Below are 19,942 nucleotides of genomic sequence, written 5' to 3'. Positions count from 1 at the left end.
GAGATTCGCCGGTGCTGTGGCGTGAGCCGTTTGCGTGCTCGTCGACTCGCGCGGGGCTGGTCCTGTGACGACGTGGCGGAACGTCTCTCTGCAGCGGCTGACCAGGTCGGCATTTCGCCACCGCGTACTGATGCGAACACGGTCGGCCAGTGGGAGCGGGGCTTGCACGAGCCCAAGAGAGCAACGCTCGAATTACTGTGCAGCCTGTACGAGTGCTCGGCGCGTGACTTGGGGTTCGGTACTCAACCCCTAACCGCTTCGGCAGCCCTCGGCTCCTGGGATCAACCGCAGACAGCGGACGCCCGGATGCTGCCTGAACCTGTGGGTGATCCGCTGGCAGAGCATGTTGAGGCAGCCCGGCGCTCGGTGGATCGCACCCTCGCCCTGTCCACCGTCAGCGCGGCTCAGATGGATCTGCTCGATATGCGCATTCTGGAAGTGCGACGGCAATACCTCTACGAGCCCCCGACGCAGATGCTCCGCTCCCTGCTCGGCGAGCTTGAGGAGGTCAAGTGCCTGGCTGCGGACCGCCAGCCCGCATCCGTACAGGTCCGGCTGTCAGAGATGACAGCCGTGCTGGCCACGCTCATTGCGGACTCCCTGATGAAGCTGGGCAAACTGGCTTCTTCGCGCAAGTGGTACGACACCGCGCAGAGTGCGGCCGACGACAGCGGACGGGTAGAACTGCGGGCCCGGGTGAGAGCGCAACGCGCCATGCTCCCCTACTACTACGGCCCGCTGGAGGGCGCGGTCGTCCTGGGCCGGGAGGCACGCCTGCTCACACGTGGCCGGCCCACCTCGACGGCTGCTTTCGCAGCCGCTGCTGAAGCCCGGGCGCTTGCCCGCCAGGGAAGTTTCTCCGCCGCAGAGACGGTGATCACCACCGCCCAGCGACTCTACGAGCAGTGTGAACACGGAAGCCCGGACGATGCCTTCGCGTTCCCGGAGCGGCGACTGCTGCTGTACCTGAGCGGCGCTTACACGGCGATGGGCCGAAGCAGTCAAGCTCGTAAAGTCCAAGCACAGGCCCTAGATTTATACCCGGAGCGCACTGGCATCGATCCGGCTCTGCTACACCTCGAAGCCGCCATCTGCCTGGCCCACGACCACAGCGCTGCCGAAGCATGCCAGCTCGCCGGTCGCACAGTTCTCCAGGTCCCCGCCGAGCACCGAACGCACATTCTGCAGGAACGCGCCCGGGACGTACTCGGGGTTTTGCCGCCACGTATACGGGGCGCCCGAGCGGCGAGAGAGCTGACGGACATCCTGGCCCTGTCGCAGGCAGGAGGTGACAGTTTGGAGCCTCGTCAGCGAGCCTGAACGTATGACAGAACCAGCGTCTGCTCCCGGCGGTTTCAACGAGGCCGAACTGCGCAGCATCGTGAGGCACGCGTGCAACGCAACACGGCTCAATCCAGCGCGTGCACGGCTCCTGCGCGGTCACACCAACGCCGTCGTCCTACTGCCCGAGGCAGCGGTCGTGATGAAGGTCGCCCGCCGCGGCACCCCGATCGAAAAAGTGAGGCGGACCGTGTGCTTCGTCCAGTGGCTCGTAGATCGCGGCTTCCCGACGGTGCCCCTGCACCCCGGGCTTGAGCAGCCCGTCGTCATCGATGGCCACGCCGTCACCTTCTGGACCTACCTCCCTCAGCCGGAGGGACTACCGGTTGCGGCATCGAAGATCGCAAAACCACTCTTCGCCCTTCACAACCTGCCCACGCCGCCGCTCTCGCTTCCACAGCACGACAACATCCGCGCAATCCGTGCGTCCCTCGCGACCATCACCTCCCTGCCCGCTGCGGCGCTCCGGTTTCTCAGTGACCGTGCCGACCGCCTCGAAGTAGACCTCGAACACGTTGCCTTCGCCCTGCCCGAGGGACCGCTGCAGGGCGACCCCCAGCACAGGAATGCTTTGCATCAGCACGGGGATGCTGTGCTGTGTGATTGGGACACCGTCGCCATCGGACGTCCTGAATGGGACCTGGTGACCATCGAAGTGCATTGCCGCCGCTTCGGATACGAGCCTTCTCACTACCGGGATTTCGCCGATACCTACGGTTTCGACGTCACTGTCATGCCGCACTATCGAACGCTGCGCGACCTGCGGGAACTACGCATGATCACTACGAATGCGCGTAAGACACACCATGCGCCACAGAGTGTTCATGAAGTAAAGCGGCGCGTTGAGGGGCTTCGACGAGAGGATCTCGATTTGACGTGGCACATCCTGTGACGGAGAAACTGAGCGGAAACGCTGCCCCGGATGCTGCTTTTTCAGTTCAGACACCACAGCTACCACTTCGGGGAAGCCCCACTAGCCCCCCGGTCCTGCGTATGAGCGTTCGTTCCGGGCTACGAGAACTCATGGCTGACGACGCGCATGGTCTGTCCCACGTTCAGAGAACAGCACCAGTACAAGCGAGCGCCTGGCGGAGCCCCCGAGCTGGCATATGGCCTGACGTCGGGCGCGTTGCGACGTTGCATAGTGATCTGGCCCAGCCTTCTCACACAGAGCGGCGCCGACAGCACAGTTCCCGTCTTGCACCGTGTACGGAAGGACGCATCATGCCCATTGCCGACTTCACGCCGCCGCCCCCACGAAGCAGCTTGCCCTTCGAGTATCTCTTCGTGACGAAAGCGGTCCGCAGGGTTCAAGCGCCGACGGAGACGCACGAATACAAAAAGGAGCAAGGCAGCTCCGACGGCTCCCACACCTACGACACGACGGCCATCTGACGCTGGCGTACACGGACACGGCCCTGGGTGGCGGGCCCGCAGACGAAGGGGGAGACCGTGATTAAGCTGTGCATCACGCCCTACCGGAACAGCGCCTGGCAGTGGACCGGCGACCGGTACGTCACTGTGGACGAAGGCAATCGGGTCGAACCATTTCGGCACCCGATGGTCGAACATTTGGCCGTCGATGACGGTAGACGCTGCTTGATCGTGGTACGCGAGCGGGTCGCGGACCGCAACGTCTGCGAGCCGTCGGTGCGGCACATCTCCCCGGCCGTGTATGACGAGGCGAAAACGGCGCTGGCCCATTGGCCTGCGGACTACGTGGCAGTGGAGGTCACCGGGGACGAGCCCGTGCGGGTGACGGCGGGCCCCTGCCGCACGACGCCGCTGTACCTCGCGCACGACGAGGTACGCCTGTACGGCTCGTGGGACATGGCCGAGTTACGCGCGCATGCTCGTCAGATCAACGTCCGTGAGGCCGCGCGGCTGCTGCTCTACCGCCCCCGGTACAGCCACGACACCCTGTTCGACGGCATCCACCGGCTCACCGAGCGTTCCACCGCCCACTTCGGCGGTCACCTCTACCTTCGCTATCCCGAACCGGCCCTGCACACCGGCCCGCGTGAACTGACACCCGGCGCGGATGTCCTCGGCGCCTTCGCCCAGGCCCTGGACGGCGCCCTGGACGTGCGCCCGCTCGACGCACAGCACACCGTCTTCCACCTCACCGGAGGCTTCGACTCCGGCACCGCCGCCCTGCGCGCCGCCCAGCGATACCCTGGCAAGCTGAACACCGCGGCCCTGCTGATCGCCGGACCGGGACGGGCCCAGCAGGTGCGACGACGAAGAGAGATGCGAGCCGCGGTGCCCTTCGGCCCACTGGACGACGTGGTCGATGCCACCGTCGAGCTCCCGCTCCACCCTGCCTGCGCGCGGGTGCGCGGAGAGCCCATCAGCCCGTACGAGGAGCCCCTGCACCATCCCTTCACCGTCATGGCCGCACGGATCGCCGAACACGGCGCGCACACGGTGGCCACCGGCCTGGGCGGCGACGAGATGGTCGCCCTTTCCCAGGCAGAGCACCCGCACCGAGCATCGGGCCGGATGGAAGACGGCGAAGGACTGCCCTGGATCGGTCACCGGGTCGGTGAAGTGGCCGACTTCAGCGATGTCGGCATCGCTCCGCCTGCGCCCGTGAACAGCATGACCCTGCTCTCGCTGGAGACGTCCGCGCCGGTCCTGCTGCGCGCCGGGCTGTGGCCGCTGCATCCCTTCGCCGACCCGGGAATGGTCGCCCTGGGCGAGGCCCTGCCCATGGACTGGCGCGCCCTCAAGCAGCTCCAGCGCCGCCGGCTCGCCGCCCTGGGGCTGAGCCGCGACGTGGTCTGGCCGGCCGAACGGGAGTCCTTCGCCGAAGTCGTCGCCACCTCACTGATCACCTATGGCAAGCCGCTGCTGAAACAGATACTGAGCACCGGATCGCCCCTGTTCGACACTGGCCTGATCGACCCCGACGGCCTGGCCCGCGGTATGCAAGCCCTGGACCACGGCCGGTACGAGGAACGGCGGGACTCACAGTTGATCGAGGTGATCCACCTGCACCAGGCAGCCACAGCGTTCCTCTGAGCACGGGGACGGTTGCAGCACTTCAGGACAGGGCAGGCACCACGCCAGTGAAGCGGTCCTCCAGATCGGGGATGCGCTCAGCGTGACGCTCCAGCAGGTACATGGGCCCGTGCGTCTTCTGCATCGTGTGCACGAGCGAGAAGCCCTGTCGTTGGTAGTAGGCGACCAGGCCCTCGAACCGGCATCCGCGGCGCACCCACTTCTTGCCCTCCCGGGCAGCACGGTCCACCGCCCACAACGCGATCAACGCGCCCGGATGTGCGTCCCGCACCCGCGGATCCGTGATCGTGGTGTACAGATACAGCGCGGGCTCGGCCAGCTCCTGCTCGCTCCAGGCCATCGGCGGCGTCGAGTCGGTCACCGTCGTACAGCCCACCGGGGCGCCGTCGGCCTCAAGCACCCACGTCGTCCCGTCCCCGGAATGAGTCAGGGCGGCTACTTTCTCCGCGCTCTCCCGCCAGGTCGGCAGGCCCCGCTCCTCCAACCAGGCGGAACGGTCTCGGACGATCTGGGCGACAGACTCATAGTCATCCGGGTGGGCCAGTCGGATCGCGAACTTCACGCACTCTCCTCACGTCGCATCGTCCCACCCACCCTGGCATGGACGAACCGCCTACCGGGTACCTTCGAGAGCTTCGGCCAACAACTGCACGGCACCGAGCGGCTCGCTGCGGCTGGAGCCGACTGCGTGATGTCTGACCACACCAATGTCGAACATCTGTTAGCCACCATCCGTGATCTCGCAAAACGCAGTAATTCGGCATAGCGCGCGACGGCCCTGGCAGCGATCGAAGCCCTCGCCGCCAGCGCCTTCCCGTTCGGCGGATCCTGGAAATCGGCACCGGCACCGGCTACTCCACCGCCCTCCTCGCGCAACGCGTCGGGGCCGCGACCGTCACCTCGATCGAGATCGACCAAGGACTCGCCCACCACGCTGCGGCCGTGCTGCACGCAGCAGGCATCACACCGCAACTCGTCGTCGGCGACGTCGAGGCGGGATACCCGCCAGGCGCCCCCTACGACCGCATCGTCGCTACTGCCTCCTTCCGCGCCCTCCCGCAGGCACTGATCGACCAGCTCTGGCCCGAAGGTGTGCTCCTGGCCCCCCTCGACAGCCCCTTCCAGTGCGACGGCCTGGTGCGCCTGGTCGCCGATGGCGGCGGCCGAGCGAGCGGCCGATTCGTAGGGGCTGTCGATTTCATGCCAGTTCGGGGCCAGCGCGTCCACCGTAGCTACGCCGAAGTTGGCTGGCCGGTCTGGGCGGACTACCACATCACTGTGGACCAAGGATGGCAACGCGTCCGCACAGACGGATCCGGCACGTGAACGCCGAGAACGACTTGTGGAGAATCAAGGACGTCGTCGTACGCATTGCAAGGACCCGCCAGGAAGCAGCAGCCCGTGAGGTGGCGGTGGCGCGCTGGCTGGCCCAGCACCGAAGCCGACCTGGCGCCGCTGTTGCGCCAGATGCACGGGATGCCCACGCCATCCTTCTCCATCGGCCGACTTCAGCCCTTTGTGCGGACCGCCGAAACGCCTTGCGGCGGCGAAATCGGGGGCGTGATCCGCAGGCAGGTGCCACGGCGTGGGCTGCTCGGACAGAAGCGTGGGAGGGCGCAGTGCGCGCCGAGAGCCTCAAGCTCTCCGACTTCAGGGGCCTGTCAGGAGTGCGCGCCGCTGTGCTCCTCGGCCCCCTCTAGGGTCTGTTGTGAAAGTGCTGGTCACAGCCACTCGTTGATGGCTGCGACCAGCACGGTCGCTTCGTAGCGGACAGCGAGTTTGTCGTACCGGGTGGCGACGGCCCGGTGACGCTTGAGCCGGTTGATCCCGCACTCGACCGCGTGCCGCTGCTTGTAGTCGTCCTTGTCGAACTTCGGCGGCCGCCCGCCACGCGATCCGCGCTCGAGACGGTTGCGGACCCGGTCCGCCGGAACCGGGATGGTGGCCTTGATTCCGCGTCTGCGCAGGTAGGAGCGATTGCTGCGCGAGTCGTACGCCTTGTCGGCCCGGGCCCGGTCCGGGCGCTTGCGCGGCCTGCCCAGCTCCAGCCGGGAAACCCGGATGGCTTCCAGGACCGGCTCGAACTGCAAGGAGTCGCCCCGCTGCCCGGCCGTGATCACGACAGACAAGGGCTTCTGCCCCTGCTCGACCGCGAGGTGGATTTTGCTGGTCAGTCCGCCCCGGGAGCGTCCGAGGCCGTGGTCGGCCGGCTCGATGAAGGTCCCGCCGGGTGGCTCCTTCTGGAGGTCCCCCTTTTCACCGCTCCGGCGGCGTGCCGGTGGGCCCGGCAGACGGTGGAGTCGACGTTGACATCCCAGGTGATCAGGCCTTTCGCGTCCGCCTGGGCCTGGAGCTGGGTGAGGATCCTTGCCCAGGTGCCGTCCCGCTGCCAGCGCCGGAACAGGTCATAGACCCGGTCCCACGGCCCATAACGGCCGGGCACGTCCCGCCAGGGAGCACCGGTCCGGGTCCGCCACCGTATGCCGTCTATCAGCTGCCGCCGCGTCCACACCTGTGGCCGACCCGGCTTGATGCCCGTCGGCAGCAGAGGCTCAAGACGGGCCCACTGGTCATTCGTCAGATCCCCACGTCCCACAGGACATGATCATCACCGAACAAGATCCACTTTCGCAACAGACCCTAGTGGTGGGTGAGCCAGAAGATGAAGAGGGTGACCAGGCTGCTGCCGCAGCCGAAGCAGATGCCGCGCAGCAGTTGGCCGAGGGCGGGGCGGCGGCGGGCGTGGGCCCATTGGCGGGTGCGGTGGCCGCGGTGGGTGAGTGTGCGGGTGGTGTGGGTTGTGGTCTGGCGGATGCGGTGTGCGATGCGGCGCCAGCGGCTAACCTTCATGGGGATGTCCTTCGTCGCAGCGGTGTGTCGGGGGATGTCGTGCGATGCGAGGAGCCCTGCGTCCCGTTGGCCTAGGAAACCGGGGGCGCGAAGAAGGGGCTCCTTGCTGCTTGCTGGGGGTCAGGTGCGGCTGTGTTCGCGCAGGGCCTGGGCCAGGCGCCGGTCGGGGCGGGGCACGATCACGCAGGGGGCGCCGTCGTCGGCGAGGCGGTCGACTTCCATTTCCAGGCTGCCGGTGAGCGGTGCGGCTGTGGCGGGGCGGGGGTAGAGGTAGCGGGCGATGGCTTCGACTTTTTCGAAGTAGGCGTCGTCGAGGCGGTCTCCGAGGTCGTAGAGGACCTGGTGCAGCCAGTGGGATGCTTCGCGCTGTTCTCCGAGGGCGGTGTGGTGCAGGTGGAGGCAGTAGGCGGAGGCGCGGTGGCCGGCGCCTGCGGCGAGCTGCCACCAGAACTGGGCGGATTCGGGGTGCTGTCCGGTCAGGTGCAGGAGCGAGGCGAAGACGGCGGCGCCCTCGACGTCGAGGTTGTCCTCCTCGACGGGGCGGTCGGGGTTGCCGCGGGCGAGCTGGTCGACGTGGTGGGCGGCGTGCGGTGCGTTGAGCATCCAGCGGGCGATCACGGTCAGGCGCTGCCCGGCCTGGGCGGCGAGCTGGGTGTCCGCGGTGGTGTGGGCGCGGCCGGCGTCGATGGCGAGCTTTTTGAGTGCTGCGCCGACGTCGAAGGTGCTGTGCGTGCGGACCGGCATGGCGGCGCCGGCGAGCACGTCGTCGAGCGTCCTCATCATTCCCCCTTGTTCTCCTCGGTGTTCTTCTTGGTGGGGGCGGCCTTCTTGCGGCGGTCCCCGTCGGTGGGCAGCTGCAGCAGGACGCGCAGGCGTTCGCGTCCTTTGCGGATGTGGTAGTCCACGGTGCGTGAGTCCAGGCCCATGTAGCGGGCGATGCGGGTGACCGGGTAGTTGAGGACGTACCGGAGCACGATCGCGTTGTACTGGCGGGTCGGCAGCTCGAGCATGGCCTCGTACAGCCCGGCGTTGCTGGGCGCCAGCTCCATCTCGGCGCGGATCGCGGCGAGGTTGCGGAATATCGGGGCGTTGATGACGAACGCCGGCGGGCGCCGCTCCTGGGCGAGGCGCCCGCTGACATGGCGGCTGAGGACCGACATCGCGCGCTGGTCGAGGTCGGCTTCGGTCAGCAGGTCGTCCCAGGTCGCCAGTATCTCCAGGCAGACGTCGTGCACGACGAGTTCGGCCGCGCTGCGGTGGCCGAGGTGGAGTTCGGCGAAGGCGTGGAAGAACTCCTGCTGGCCCAGGTAGAACCCTTCGAAGTCGATGGGCAGTCCTGTGCGGAGCGCGGAAGGCGTGTCGGGGCCGTCCCGCAGGGGAATCCCGAACGCGTCCGTCAGTGCGTGATCGTCATCGGTCACGCGGGCCTCACAGTGGTCATCACATGTCCCTGTAGGTGCGGAGGTTGGCGGCGCGTGTCCCACCAGGGCGCTCACCGGCGAGCCGGGCGGCTCTAGTGACCACCCTGCCGAGAATCGAGCCCGCTCACTCAACGCGATCTGCAAAAAAATGACCCTGTGATCATGGGCAACTGCGGAACGTGTTCACGAGGAGTGCACAACTGTCCAGAAAGACGCCCTGAGCAGCACTGGTGAACTGCCGTTTACCTCCGCATGGCGAGTTCCCGCCTAGCAAGTGGCGACCATCACACTTAAGTCGGGCGAAGCCGGACAGCTCTCCTACCGGACCCGAACCGCGCTGCTCATCTTCCGGACTCAACCCGGCAGGGGTGAAGGTCTCCGGAGACCGGCGGCGCGGTCGTTGACAGTCCCGTCGTGTCATGTCGGCGGCGGTGTCAGGCGGGTTACGTCGGTGGGGGTGAGGTCGGGGCGTGGGCGGTGGAAGCGGGTGTCGCCAGCGGCCGGAGGCGTCGCGGGCGATGTCGATGCCGACTTCTACCACCAGCTCGGGTTGCACCAGCGTGGTGTTGAGGGTGTCGCGGCTTCCCCATCCGGCGGATTCTCTGTCAAGTACTGCGTGTTGAAGGAACTGCCTCCGACGGATCTCGTGACCAGGTTGCATAGGCATCATCGTGGCCCGCGTAGGGCGAGGACCTACCAGGCCCTCGACGCCGCCCAGGCTTCCGACCCACTGCAGAGCCCTCTCCGCGTCGCCGGAGGCGAGGACTGGCCGGATCAAGGCCGGGCCGTCCTGCAGTACCTCAAGCAGTCCGTGTCGGCGCTCCTCGTACCTGCGCGGCCGCCAGTCCGTGTCCCCCACGGCGAGAAGATCGAAGACGGCCAGGTGGACCGTGAAGTCCTTGCGGGTGCGCTTCACTCGCCGGGAGTGCCCATGGCCAAGCGAGGCGACGACGCTCATGCGGGAGTTCAGCACGCTGTTCGCCGAACTCGATGAGCTGCTTGATGAGTTGGGTGCACCAAAGGGGCAGCCGTTCCTGATCAGCCCGAAGGGCGAATGCGACGTCGAGTTGAACCGGTACTTCTCGGTGTGGCTGGCATCTTCCCCGTGGAACACGCAGGCCGCCCACGCCCGGGACCTGCGTACGTTCTTCGACTTCTTGTGGTTCGCGCGCGGAGAGCTCAGCTGGCGCGGTGCCACGGCGGATGATCGCGCGGCCTACGGCGCCATACCCCGCAGGCACTCACGACTCGCCCAGGCGATCCCGTGCCTCGCTCTCCTCGGTAACGCTGTCAGTGGCGTAGCTGATGTTCGCCAGGCTGTCGGAGGCGTTGACCCTCTCATAGAAGGTCTGCAGGTAGACCAGGTCGGTGGCAGAAAGATTCTCGATCGTTTCGGGGGTGATGTCCGTGACGGTCCCGATCCGGGTCACCACCGCGCTCAACAAGAGGACGCCGAGGTAGGCGGGGTTCTTCCGCACCCGCAGATCCACCAGTGGCTCGATCTCGTCGTAGGCGGTCGCCAGCCGCATCACCCCCTGCCGGTGCAGGGTTCCGTCTACACCCCTCAGACCACGGGGAAGCACGAACTCGAACTCGGCAGGGGCCGGCCCAGGTTTCTCAGACATACAAATACCCTTCGTTGCTCAGGCGAGATCACCATGATCTTCCCGCATACCCGACAAGATGCGGCCGACAGGATGCACCTCCTCGTGTCGCAGACACGCAGCCACGGCTTCCGGCTCCGACGACTGGCTGTGAAGGTCTGAGCGGTCTCTGGTCCACTTGGTGTGGTCGCGTACGCAGCGTGGCTGTCAATCTTCTCGTGAGGGCGGCTGAGATAGCCCCAAATTTCCCGGCCGGTGGACAACGTGGCCGACAGTTCTGCGCCGTGGACGAAGTGCGACCGCAACTCGAAGAGTTGCTGTTCCCCTCGGTGGAGGACGTGTTACTGAGTTTGTGGGCGTGATGTCGGCCTTTACATTTTCACCAAGCGTAAGAGACAGGTGTTGAAGTTGTTCCGCACACCTCCTCCCGCAGGATGCCCCTGACGCGTGTAAATTCCCTCATGATTTCCGCTTCCTGGGTGAACGGAACGCGCACCGTCCGTAACACGGCCACCCACTCGGCCTCCGACGAGATGACCGCCCAGCAGGCACTGGAACGCCTTGCAGCTCTGAGTCTCCTCGCGCATTGGATCGACGAATGCGAGGGACCGGTCTGACTCACCCTGCGCGGGTGGGAAAGCTGGCAGGGCGAGTGACCTGACGCGGTTGTGAATCGTTTCCCTTGCATGACTCCACGCAAGACAGTCACCAGGGTAGCGCTGGTAGCCGCGACGACAGCAGGGATGGCCCTAACCGTGGCTTCACCGGCATCAGCGGGAGGCGTCGGGGATTTCCTGTCACCGGCCTTCGGAACCGACTGCGCCAACCACCACGGTAGTCACGCAGCAGGAACGACCACCCGCGGTAGTGGAATGGCCGACAGTAACTTTGCCGGACTACCAGTCGGTAGTCCGGTCAATCAGTGTGGTGGCGCAGACCTCCCGGTGCAGAATGGGCAAGGGTTCAATCTCCATTTCATGCTCACGTCCCTGGGCGTCTCTAAAGACGAGCTGTAGGGACATTTGAGTTTCCGGACGATGCGGATGGCCCGACATGCGCCCGCCTGCCGCGCCGCCTTCACGGCCGGGGGTGACAGCGGGTGTCTGAGGGGTCTTCAGTGTGACCTGGTCACGCCCCTGACCGGCGTGTGGTCGGGAGGACCACCGCGGCCAGTGCCTCCCGCCACACGCCTGCGCGCTGGCTCCTCTCCCACCCCGACGCCCTGCCCGAACGCGACCGACTCCAGTTCAAGGCAGTCCTGGCCAACTGCCGCCAGCTGACAGCACTCGCGGAGCACGTGCGGTCCTTCACCCGCATGGTCACCGAGCTGGAGGGCGAACGACTGCCGGAATGGATCGAGTCCGCTCGCGCTGCCACCGACCTGCCCAGCCTCAGCCGGTTCGCCCAGCACCTCGAACGTGACCTCGACGCCGTCATCGCGGGTCTCACCCTGCCGTGGAACTCTGGCGTCGTCGAAGGTCACGTCAACCGGATCAAGATGCTCAAGCGTCAGATGTTCGGACGGGCCGGGTTCGAACTCCTACGCAAACGAGCCCTGTTGACGTGACCGAGGGACACGCGACCACAGAAAGTGGACCAGAGCCCCTTCACGCGTTCACAGCCAGACGACCGGGCCTTCGCCGCTGAAACTGCACGCATAGCCATACAGTCCTTCCCTCCGCAGGGACTCTCAGCCTTCGCGTCCTCACCGTCGTCGAGGTTACGGAGGGGTTCAAGCGGCGGGTGTTCGTCAGCAGCACGGCGTTGCGGAACAGGCCGAGAGCGGGGAGCTGGTCCCTCCCGCCGGGCTTCAGATGGACAACGGACAGACAGCAAACCCTCTCCATAACTTCGGCTCCAGGTTCAAACCGGCAGCATCGCCGACCGCCGTGACAGAACGACACAGCACCAGCGGGACGGGAAGCAGAAGGGACGGCATGGGCCAGCCGTACCCGCTTCCGCCAGCACGCTGACCGTTTCAGCCGGCTTTCACCTGGCCGCAGCCACAGCCCTGCTGCGTCGGCCCAGGTGATCTTCGGTGGCGTTCATCCAGCCGTCCTTCGCTGACACTCGCTCACGCGAGGTGTGCCCTCACAAATTCCTCGTAGTTGATCTGTCCGTCGCCGTTCACGTCAGCTTCGGTCACCCACCGAGCAACCTCCTCGTCGGAGAACTTCTCGCCGAGCTGGACCGTGACGTACTTGAACTCCTCGGGGCTGATCAGGCCGTCGCCGTTCTTATCTTGGACCCTGTACGCCTCCATGAGATCTGGGCTGTCGTCGACCGTGTTCGCCGAAGTCAGAGCCAGAAATTCGGCGTACTCGATCTGCCCGCTGCCGTCGGAGTCGAGCACGCTCACGAGCTCTGGGAGCTCGGCGTCCGTCGTGCTACGACCCATCGACCGCAAGACGGCTCCAAGCTCCTCAGGGGTGATCTTGCCGTCATGGTCCTTATCGACAAGCTCGAACGCTTCCCTGAACTCCGCGATCTGGATATCGGTCAGACGGACCAGTCCCATGATGCACTCGCTTCCCTAGAGGTCACCGGCAATCCGTGACGCTTCGATCTTGCCCTGGCGGCGTTCCGTCCACTCTGCCGATACCAGCTGTCACTCGCTCGGGGCCACGGCCCACCGCACAGGTCAGACCTGGTGATCGCCAGAACGGAATTGGATCCGGTAGGAGACCGCTCACCTTCGCCGTCATCCGCACCGGAAAGGCCCAAGACCCGCGCCACCAGCGCCTCAACCAGCTTCAACGACCCCGTCAGCGGGGTTCGAATAGGGGTTCCTATTCCAAAATGGCCGGGTCGGCGGGCGGCTGTGGCTGGGTGGGCAGAGCCCGCAGGACGGCGGTGGGCGCCGCGTGTTGGCGAAGCTGCCGGTTTTCCAGGGTCAGCTGGTGGACGACGCGGACCAGGGCTTCACGGTCGGCGCGGAGTTCAGAGAGCTCTTTGCGGCCTGCTGCGCGCAGTTCCTTGAGTTTGACGACTTGTTTGCGCAGCCGTAGCTCGGCTTCGGCAGGCTGGGCCCGCTGGCGGACCTCGGCGTAGAAGTCGTTCTTCAGATCGGGGTGCTGTTGGGTGAGTGCATTGCGGGGGACGTCGGCCTCCTGCGCGAGGGCGACCACGGTCAGGGCTCCGTTGGAGTGCTGGGGGGTGCCGGTGAGGATGCGGTGCATGGCGGCGCGGATGCGCTCGCGTTCGTCCAGTGCCGGGCTCACGGGGCTTCTCCCTCTTGGGCGGTGATGCGCTGGTGGTGATGGAGCGCGGCGTGCTGCCGGAGATTGTCCGCGGTACCGCGCAGCCGCTCGGCCAGCGGGGCGGGCAGCTGCGTGAGGCGCTGTTCGAGCTGTTGTGCCTTCTGAAGGAGTTGGCGGGCATGGCGTTAAAAGCCCGCGGTGTCAGCCAATGCACATTACTGGATCGGGCGTTCTTGGCCCGCCCGGCCGGAACCGATACCACCCCCCCCGTATCGCCCCCTGGCCGACCGCATCAACACCGGGCTCATCGCCACGTGTCCACGCCGCTGGGGCCAGTCGTAGAGGCGGGCCAGGGCCGCCAGCTCGCGGTTCCACTTCGACCCGCCCACCCGGTCGGGATTCCGCGGCGACCGCACACGCCAGTCATGAAAGTCGAACAGGTTGTCCGCACTGGCGCCATTCCAGACAAGTCCCCGACCCCAAAGGAAGTCGAAGAACACGCGGTAGTCCGAGGTGTAGTTCCGCTTCGTCTCATGTTCCAGGTGAACGAAGCTCGAGCGACACAGGTACTCGCTCAAGAGTTCGTCCACCCTGCAGTCGGGGGCGAGCATGATCGGGTCACCCGGATGGATACCCACTCGCTCCTCCCGAAGCGACAGATCCTCCCAGACCCCCAGCGCCGGTAACCGTTCCGTCCCGCCAACCGGCCGCCCTGTGGGCACCCAGAACACACGCCATCCAGGCACGAGTTCACCCCTGTCACATCGGCTTCAACACGCCGATTCAACAGGGAAGGCGGAGAACGTGCGGCCTGTCCAGGGGTGTCCGGGGCGGGTCGTCGTCAGTAGTGTGCCGGCGTCGCGGCGGTGCAACCGGTTCTGCAACCGCTCGAACGCGATCCGCCCCCGCCCCGTCCGCCTCCCACGTGAACAGTTCCCCGTCCAGCGCGGTGGCGTCCGGCAGCTGGCGGAGTGCGGGGTCGGTGATGTCGGGGAAGGCGGGTGCCAGGTCGGTGCCGTGCCGTGAGCGCAGTACCGCCTGGCCACCGTCGACGGTGAGCAGGGCGCGGAAGCCGCCCCACTTCACGTCTTCCGCCCAGCCCGCCTGGAGCTCCGGATCGTTCACGGAGGCGGCGAGCATCGGGGCCGGGAGGGGCCAGGGGGCGGGCGCACGCGGGCTGAGAACGGGTAAGAGCGGGCGCTCGCCCGAGCGAGCGCGTTTCGTTCGAATGGGGCATGGGTGCATCCGGCTCGGACATGTCCTTGGGGCGAAACTCCCAAGGAAAGAGGTACGGAAATGACTATCAACGCCTACGAGAATCTCCAGATCGTCCGCGGGACCGTTGCGGCTGACGGCACTCGGAAGCCTGGCGCCAACCACGGCTTCAAGGTTACGAAGGTCGGCACTGGCACGTACACCATCACCTTCAACAACGACTTCCTCGAGACGCCGTCGGTTGTTGCCACTCTGGATGGCGATGCCTGGAGCCTGCTGGACAATGTGCACGTCACCGGCGCCACGACCGAGAGGGTGACGGTCCGTACGGGCAACTCGAACGGCGACGTGGGAGACCGTCCCTTCCACTTCATCGCCACGGGCTGATCCAGTGAAGAGCCTCGCCCCGGCTGCGAGAACCAGCCGGGGCGGGCTCCCCTTCAGCGGATACAGGGCATCGTCTCCTTCACTGACTGATGGGGGCGGGTGACCGTGAGGTCGGACGTGGCGCAGCTTGAACAGGGCTCGCTCCAGGCGCGGTTGCGGCGGGTCATCGCGGTGGGCCCGGCCGGGGCCCGGCCGACCTCCCGGCTCCAAGAACTGGCATCCCGCCACACGCCGTCACCCAGGTGGTGTTCACGTGCATCTCATGGGCAGGGTCCGTCCGGTTCGTCGGCGCCGGGGTGGGTTTCGTCGTGGTCGGCGGCGGGTTCGGTGGTGGGTTCGGGGGTGAGGGTCAGGAGTTGGCGGCTTCGGTGTACTCGCTGGCGGCTGTGCTGGATCCGCTGGCGGCTTTTGCTGAGGTTGGCCTGGATCCCGTTGATGAGGGACCGGCTTCGTTCGATGGTCTGGCGTGAGGTCTGGACCTGGTCGGGGGAGGCGTGTCCGGTGGGCTGCTGGGGTGGTGGCGGGGGTTTCTCCATAGCGCACCTCTTGGGTCTGCTGGGTGTCTGCGGGAGGCAGCGGGCTGTGCGGGGCGCCCTGCGGGCGGGGGTTCTTGCCGCCTCCCGCGACGGCGAGAACGCCCCGCCCGGGGTGCTGCACGGGCAGGGGTCAGCTTTCCTGGAGGTGCAGCGTGGTGAGTCTGTCTGCGCCGCGGCCGGCTAACCGCGTGTGCAGGTTGAGGTCGGCGGGGGCGCGGATGACAAGGTGCTGGGGCGGGGTGAGGCGCTGGGCGAGGATGATGAGGATGTCCAGGACGCTGTGGGCCAGGAAGCGGGTTTCGGTGAGGTCCACGACGATCTCGTCGGTGCGGTCGGCTTCTTCGGTCACGGCCAGGGCCAGGGGCCCGCGGTGGATGCCGAGGATCTCACCGAACAGGCGCACCCCGGGGCCGTCGGTGAGCGGCAGCATGAGCAGGAGTTCGTCGGCGAAGTAGGTGCGCATCGCACCTCCCGGTGCGGATCGGGTCGCACCGGTGGAAAAGCGACGGACGCACAAGGGAGGTGCGGGGGCCGTGGCGAGGTGCACGCGGTGCTGTGTGGCGGGTTCAGGGTCCCGCTGATGGCAGCCGCTGGCGTGGTGGGCCCCAACCCGGACCCGAGAGATCGCCGGAAAAGTGGATGTTGCGCTAACAACATCGTCAACCACGGTCTGTGACCGAGCCTACTCCTGCCCCCACGCGGGCGACAGGCATATTCCGGGCAGGCCCGGCCGCGCGGCATGGGTGTGCACGGCCAGGCCCGCCTCCACCGCCGCCCCGGCGCGGGAGTGAAGAGGCGGCGGGAGCGCTGCCTGTGCTCTAAGCGGATGCCCTTGCCACCGATCGTTACACCGCCCCCGACCACCAGACATCCGGTCTTTCGCTCTCTGCGGCGGGCCGGGGGCTGAAGGCTTCTTTCGCTTCTTTCGCGGGCTCGGCCGCACGCGGCATGGGTGGTGTGTGCGGCCGGGCCTGCCTGCACCGCCGCCCCCTTGGCGCGGGAGTTCCGAGGGGCAACGGGAGCATCCTCCGGCGCGCGTCCACGCAGGTGGTGCCGGTGTGCTGCCGGGTCTCCCCGCTCCCGTCCGCTACACCATTTTCCTGAACCGGATTCAGCGGACGGCGCTGGCAAGGGAGTTTCGGTCCCCGCCAAGCGCGGGGCGCACGGAGCCCGGTCCGGAGCGGCCGGGGGTGTGACCTGCCATCTCCGTGGTCTTCCGTGGCGGGGGCGGCCCGGGAACCAGCGGCATCCCGCTCCCGTGGCACACCAGCGTCTCATGGTTGCTTGTCCCGGCTGGCCGGATGGGTCGTTTTCACCCTCAGGTGGGGTGTGCAGAAGGGGGCGAGGCCGTCCAGACTGCCGGGATCGGGAGTATCGGCCCGGGGCTGTGGGGACCTCGTGTCGGGGGACCTGCCTGGGGGGAGCGAGGGTGAGCGGGAAGTGGAGCGACGCGCTGGTACGCGTACGGATGTCGTTGCTGGTGATCGAGCGGGCTGGCTGCCGGATCGAGCAGAGCGAGGCGCTCGTGGCCGCCAGCCGGCGGCAGATCAGTGAGAGCCGACGGCGGCTGGACAGGACAGGCCGGTCAGGGCGCCATACACCGGCCCGGTGAGTGCCTGGGTCTGAACGCAAAAGGGGGTCAACATGTTTTTTGAGACACTGAGTTGAAGCCGCCGCAGTTCGTCATCCGCTACGCCGTTGGCCTGCAGGAACGCGAAGCGGTCGTAGTGGCCAACGGCCACAGCTTGGCAGACTATGTCGATCGGCTGGAGGAGGCCATGGAACAGGCGCTCACGACCGAACCGCCCTCCACACCTTTCCTGGCCTGGTCTCTGGCCGCAGGGGGCGCCGTGGTCATCCGGATTGACTCGATCATCGCCCTCGAAGCCTCCGGGGTTTAGAGACAGGTTTCTACAGCGCCGTCAACCACGGACTGTGCCGTACCCGCGCAGACGAGCGCGCGACAGGCCCTCTTTCGCACAGAAGCCGCCGCCCGCCTGCCAACCCGACCGGGCCGGTCGCCACTGCTGCCCGCACGCGGTTGCGTGAGGCGCGTGCAGACTCCGCTACGCCTACCGCGCCAGCCGCGCCCCACGGCACGGACTTGCCGGCGGTCTTGCCGCAGGACTGTGGGGGCCGGGCCGCCCCGGGGAGGAGGCGTGCGGGGCGGCCCGGCGGGTGAGGCCCGTTGGAGGGCCTGGTGGTGGGTGCGGCTGTCCGGGTCGGGGTCCGGGACGGGGACAGCCTGGCGGGCCGCGGGGGGTTGAGCGGCCGGCGTGCCCTCACGCTAGCGCCGCGCCGCTGCACTGTACTGGCCGGTAGTACGACATACGTCCTTCGTGTAGGGAAGAGCGTGCTCCGGTTGAGCGAGTGTGTCTCAGGCCGGGCGCTGGCTGTGTCTGCGTGCCACAGCGGCCTGGAGTTCGCGCCGGACTGTGCCGGGCAGGGGACGCCCGAGGGCACAGCGGACGATGGCTTCGGCGAGGGTGCGGAGTTTGATGTTGGTGTGCTGGGAGGTCTCGCGCAGTACCTCCCAGCCGTTCTCCGGCGCCAGGCGGTGGGCGGCGGCCAGGACGCCGAGGGCCTGGTCGATGACCGCGTGCGAGTCGATGGCCTGACGCAGCTGCCGGTTCTCCTCTTCCATCTGCGCGATCCGGGCGGCAACTGCCTCAGGGGCCAAAGACCGGTACTCACAAGTCGACATGACAGATCCCGCGGGACACGAAGGACAGGGACAGTTTTATCGTCACTGCTGCCCCGTATCCGCGCGCGCAGACAAGCACAGCCCCAGCTGCCCCCCCAGGGCTGCAACCGACCACACGGCTGTGCCCCCCGCACCACGAACCACCACATCCCCAACCCCCTGCACCCACCCGTCCCCGAGGAGTACCGCCCCGCACGGGCAGCGCGCCCCGGGGCCCTGCCCGCCGGTTCCGAGCGGCTGAGGCCCTGCCCGTCGACGTCCACCTCCCTGACAATGGTGCTGGGTTCGTGGTCGTCGAGCGTCGCGCTGGCGACAGGATTGCCGCATAGCTTCTGGTGCCGATCAATGATCCGGCAGCGGAGCGCCTTCGGCGAATTGAGTGAGGTGCTCTGGGCGCGCTCGGTGAGGACTGCCACACGGCCTACTCCGTTCACGCCGCGTACGACGATGCCACTACCCACGCGCAGGTCAACGCCGCAGTGTTCGAGCCGAACAGTGGGGCAGCCGTGAACGCCAACGTCGTTGGAGTAGTCAGAGACGACCAGTCCGTGATTAGCGAGGTCGTGCAAGGGCTCCGTGACGGGGCGCTGCAGCGCTACTTCCCCCGGATCGTTCCAGGATGGGCCCCAAATGGGCAGCTGCCGGGGGCATTCGCCCACGGCAGACGAGGAAGAGCCCCAAAGGACTGGAACCTCCGCCGAGGCCATGTCAACGTACAACGTCCCGGAAAACACCAGGGCAGCGAAGGAATGCGGACTTCTGGCGGGGGCGAGCCGCCCCGCCTCACAACAGCCCGCAGCCCGTGCCACTCTATTTCGCGGCCGAGCGCCCGACCCCACGGAGGTTCACCTGTCGAAGCCCGCTATCCGATCTGCCCGCTTCACCGCCCCCGTCCTCTTGACGCTAGGAGCCGTGAGCGCGTGGACGGCCCAACGAACTGAGGATTACGGGTCTCTCTCCACGGCGCTGTGCCTTTGCGTCTGCGCCGCTGGTTTGTTCGGTGAGGATCTGCTGCAACGTGACTACCGCCGTGACAGCACGGCCCTCGCGCACATCGCGGCGCACCCTGGGGCCGCCACTCGCCACGTAGCCCGAGCCGTCGGAGCCTCGGAGCGCGTCGTCGCCCGGAACCTCGACCGCCTCACCGACGACGAGCTGTTGGTGCTGGTCACTGACGGCGCGACTCCTGCACTGCGGTCCTACCGACTGGCGTCATGACCTGTGCCGGAGTAGAGGGCACGCCCTTGGGCGTGCTGGGCGACACATAGCAGACGATCCCCGGTTAGCAAAACCGGGGATCGTCCGGACCATTGGTGCCGTTCGCCTTCGGCTGTGCTTGGCGGTGGAGTCGGAGCGGACGTTGTAGCTCATTTGCCTGGCCCGCAGTGATGACGGACTAGGTCGTGTCTTCAATTGATCTTGTGTGCTGGATCATGGTCGGGTGATACGTCGCCATGGACTGTCCGATGCCGAGTGGGAGTTCGTCCGGCCGCTGCTGCCTGTGTCCTTGCGGGGGCGGAAGCGGCTGGACGGCCGAAGGGTCCTGAACGGGATCGTGTGGAAGTTCCGCACCGGCACCGCCTGGCGGGATGTGCCCGAGCGGTACGGGCCGTGGCAGACACTGCACACCCGCTTCCGCCGGTGGGCCCTGGACGGGACC

Annotated in this window: 22 protein-coding genes and 1 pseudogene; 10 read left to right on the top strand and 13 right to left on the bottom strand. The window is 67.1% G+C overall.

What is annotated here, in order from left to right; all coding sequences use genetic code 11:
* Positions 1 to 72: 72 nt before the first annotated feature.
* The 4 genes from GPA10_RS37145 to GPA10_RS37135 all read left to right on the top strand — a co-directional run bounded on the left by GPA10_RS37145 (position 73) and on the right by GPA10_RS37135 (position 4,365).
* Complete coding sequence (locus GPA10_RS37145) at positions 73 to 1,320, top strand: NsdA family TPR-like regulatory protein (protein ID WP_425505883.1); 1,248 nt, start codon at positions 73 to 75, stop codon at positions 1,318 to 1,320.
* A gap of 4 nt (positions 1,321 to 1,324) precedes the next feature.
* Positions 1,325 to 2,233, top strand: a complete 909-nt coding sequence (locus GPA10_RS37140) for a phosphotransferase family protein (protein WP_157169244.1) — start codon at positions 1,325 to 1,327, stop codon at positions 2,231 to 2,233.
* 332 nt (positions 2,234 to 2,565) lie between these two features.
* On the top strand, positions 2,566 to 2,736 hold the full coding sequence (locus GPA10_RS41980) for a hypothetical protein (RefSeq protein ID WP_198351816.1): 171 nt from the start codon (positions 2,566 to 2,568) through the stop codon (positions 2,734 to 2,736).
* A 210-nt stretch (positions 2,737 to 2,946) separates the two neighbouring features.
* Positions 2,947 to 4,365: an asparagine synthetase B family protein gene (locus GPA10_RS37135; RefSeq protein ID WP_343041759.1), complete on the top strand. Its 1,419-nt coding sequence runs from the start codon at positions 2,947 to 2,949 to the stop codon at positions 4,363 to 4,365.
* Positions 4,366 to 4,387: 22 nt separating this feature from the next.
* Here the strand turns inward: GPA10_RS37135 and GPA10_RS37130 are convergent, their stop codons facing one another.
* Entirely contained in the window at positions 4,388 to 4,927 is a 540-nt protein-coding gene (locus tag GPA10_RS37130) for a GNAT family N-acetyltransferase (RefSeq protein WP_343041744.1), read from the bottom strand.
* 200 nt (positions 4,928 to 5,127) lie between these two features.
* On the opposite strand from GPA10_RS37130, the gene GPA10_RS37125 reads away from it, so the two are divergent.
* Positions 5,128 to 5,691 carry a methyltransferase domain-containing protein gene (locus tag GPA10_RS37125; RefSeq protein ID WP_343041758.1) on the top strand — a complete coding sequence of 188 codons (564 nt, stop codon included), beginning with the start codon at positions 5,128 to 5,130 and terminating at the stop codon, positions 5,689 to 5,691.
* A 395-nt stretch (positions 5,692 to 6,086) separates the two neighbouring features.
* On the opposite strand, the gene GPA10_RS37120 is transcribed toward GPA10_RS37125, so the two are convergent.
* The 5 genes from GPA10_RS37120 to GPA10_RS37100 all read right to left on the bottom strand — a co-directional run bounded on the left by GPA10_RS37120 (position 6,087) and on the right by GPA10_RS37100 (position 10,261).
* Positions 6,087 to 6,961, bottom strand: a protein-coding gene (locus GPA10_RS37120; RefSeq protein WP_343041743.1) for an IS5 family transposase whose coding sequence is annotated in 2 segments (ribosomal slippage) — positions 6,087 to 6,568 and positions 6,568 to 6,961 — 876 coding nt in all. Because the reading frame shifts where the segments join, the coding sequence is not laid out codon by codon here.
* Positions 6,962 to 7,005: 44 nt separating this feature from the next.
* Positions 7,006 to 7,215 (bottom strand): hypothetical protein, encoded by a 210-nt coding sequence (locus GPA10_RS37115; RefSeq protein WP_157169243.1) that lies wholly within the window; start codon positions 7,213 to 7,215, stop codon positions 7,006 to 7,008.
* Positions 7,216 to 7,335: 120 nt separating this feature from the next.
* Positions 7,336 to 7,998 carry a hypothetical protein gene (locus tag GPA10_RS37110; protein ID WP_246260419.1) on the bottom strand — a complete coding sequence of 221 codons (663 nt, stop codon included), beginning with the start codon at positions 7,996 to 7,998 and terminating at the stop codon, positions 7,336 to 7,338.
* A complete protein-coding gene (locus tag GPA10_RS37105; RefSeq protein WP_343041742.1) occupies positions 7,995 to 8,636 on the bottom strand; it encodes a sigma-70 family RNA polymerase sigma factor in 642 nt (213 codons plus the stop codon). The genes GPA10_RS37110 and GPA10_RS37105 overlap by 4 nt, the downstream gene beginning before the upstream one ends.
* Before the next feature lie 1,241 nt (positions 8,637 to 9,877).
* A complete protein-coding gene (locus tag GPA10_RS37100) occupies positions 9,878 to 10,261 on the bottom strand; it encodes a phage tail assembly protein (RefSeq protein WP_157169242.1) in 384 nt (127 codons plus the stop codon).
* Between the two features lie 413 nt (positions 10,262 to 10,674).
* On the opposite strand from GPA10_RS37100, the gene GPA10_RS44285 reads away from it, so the two are divergent.
* Both GPA10_RS44285 and GPA10_RS41975 read left to right on the top strand, forming a co-directional pair.
* The gene (locus GPA10_RS44285) at positions 10,675 to 10,857 is read left to right on the top strand and encodes a TIGR02391 family protein (protein ID WP_484600354.1); all 183 of its coding nucleotides are present in this window, start codon (positions 10,675 to 10,677) and stop codon (positions 10,855 to 10,857) included.
* Positions 10,858 to 11,402: 545 nt separating this feature from the next.
* A pseudogene (locus GPA10_RS41975) lies at positions 11,403 to 11,807 on the top strand (ISL3 family transposase); the annotation flags it as partial.
* Positions 11,808 to 12,314: 507 nt separating this feature from the next.
* Here the strand turns inward: GPA10_RS41975 and GPA10_RS37085 are convergent.
* From GPA10_RS37085 to GPA10_RS37070, 4 genes are all read right to left on the bottom strand, one after another.
* Positions 12,315 to 12,758, bottom strand: a complete 444-nt coding sequence (locus GPA10_RS37085) for an EF-hand domain-containing protein (protein ID WP_157169240.1) — start codon at positions 12,756 to 12,758, stop codon at positions 12,315 to 12,317.
* 271 nt (positions 12,759 to 13,029) lie between these two features.
* Positions 13,030 to 13,461, bottom strand: a complete 432-nt coding sequence (locus GPA10_RS37080) for a hypothetical protein (RefSeq protein ID WP_343041741.1) — start codon at positions 13,459 to 13,461, stop codon at positions 13,030 to 13,032.
* Positions 13,462 to 13,655: 194 nt separating this feature from the next.
* Positions 13,656 to 14,078 (bottom strand): site-specific integrase, encoded by a 423-nt coding sequence (locus GPA10_RS37075; protein ID WP_198351813.1) that lies wholly within the window; start codon positions 14,076 to 14,078, stop codon positions 13,656 to 13,658.
* Positions 14,079 to 14,223: 145 nt separating this feature from the next.
* Positions 14,224 to 14,565 (bottom strand): ATP-dependent DNA ligase, encoded by a 342-nt coding sequence (locus GPA10_RS37070; protein ID WP_157169239.1) that lies wholly within the window; start codon positions 14,563 to 14,565, stop codon positions 14,224 to 14,226.
* A gap of 171 nt (positions 14,566 to 14,736) precedes the next feature.
* Between GPA10_RS37070 and GPA10_RS37065 the strand changes: the two genes are divergently transcribed.
* Complete coding sequence (locus tag GPA10_RS37065) at positions 14,737 to 15,042, top strand: hypothetical protein (protein WP_157169238.1); 306 nt, start codon at positions 14,737 to 14,739, stop codon at positions 15,040 to 15,042.
* A gap of 260 nt (positions 15,043 to 15,302) precedes the next feature.
* Here GPA10_RS37065 and GPA10_RS37060 read toward each other — a convergent pair whose 3' ends face one another.
* A complete protein-coding gene (locus GPA10_RS37060) occupies positions 15,303 to 15,578 on the bottom strand; it encodes a hypothetical protein (RefSeq protein WP_157169237.1) in 276 nt (91 codons plus the stop codon).
* Between the two features lie 130 nt (positions 15,579 to 15,708).
* Complete coding sequence (locus tag GPA10_RS37055) at positions 15,709 to 16,041, bottom strand: hypothetical protein (RefSeq protein WP_157169236.1); 333 nt, start codon at positions 16,039 to 16,041, stop codon at positions 15,709 to 15,711.
* Between the two features lie 1,201 nt (positions 16,042 to 17,242).
* On the opposite strand from GPA10_RS37055, the gene GPA10_RS37050 reads away from it, so the two are divergent.
* Entirely contained in the window at positions 17,243 to 17,479 is a 237-nt protein-coding gene (locus tag GPA10_RS37050) for a hypothetical protein (protein ID WP_157169235.1), read from the top strand.
* Positions 17,480 to 17,955: 476 nt separating this feature from the next.
* Here the strand turns inward: GPA10_RS37050 and GPA10_RS37045 are convergent, their stop codons facing one another.
* Entirely contained in the window at positions 17,956 to 18,222 is a 267-nt protein-coding gene (locus tag GPA10_RS37045) for an ANTAR domain-containing protein (RefSeq protein WP_246260417.1), read from the bottom strand.
* A gap of 1,501 nt (positions 18,223 to 19,723) precedes the next feature.
* Between GPA10_RS37045 and GPA10_RS37040 the strand changes: the two genes are divergently transcribed.
* Positions 19,724 to 19,942, top strand: a 219-nt coding sequence (locus GPA10_RS37040; protein ID WP_198351812.1) for a transposase, incomplete at its 3' end; no start/stop codon positions are given.

Origin of the sequence: Streptomyces typhae, assembly GCF_009755605.1 — a bacterium.
In the GTDB taxonomy this organism is placed as follows: Bacteria; Actinomycetota; Actinomycetes; order Streptomycetales; family Streptomycetaceae; genus Streptomyces; species Streptomyces typhae.
This window is presented reverse-complemented; position numbering and strand designations above follow the sequence as displayed.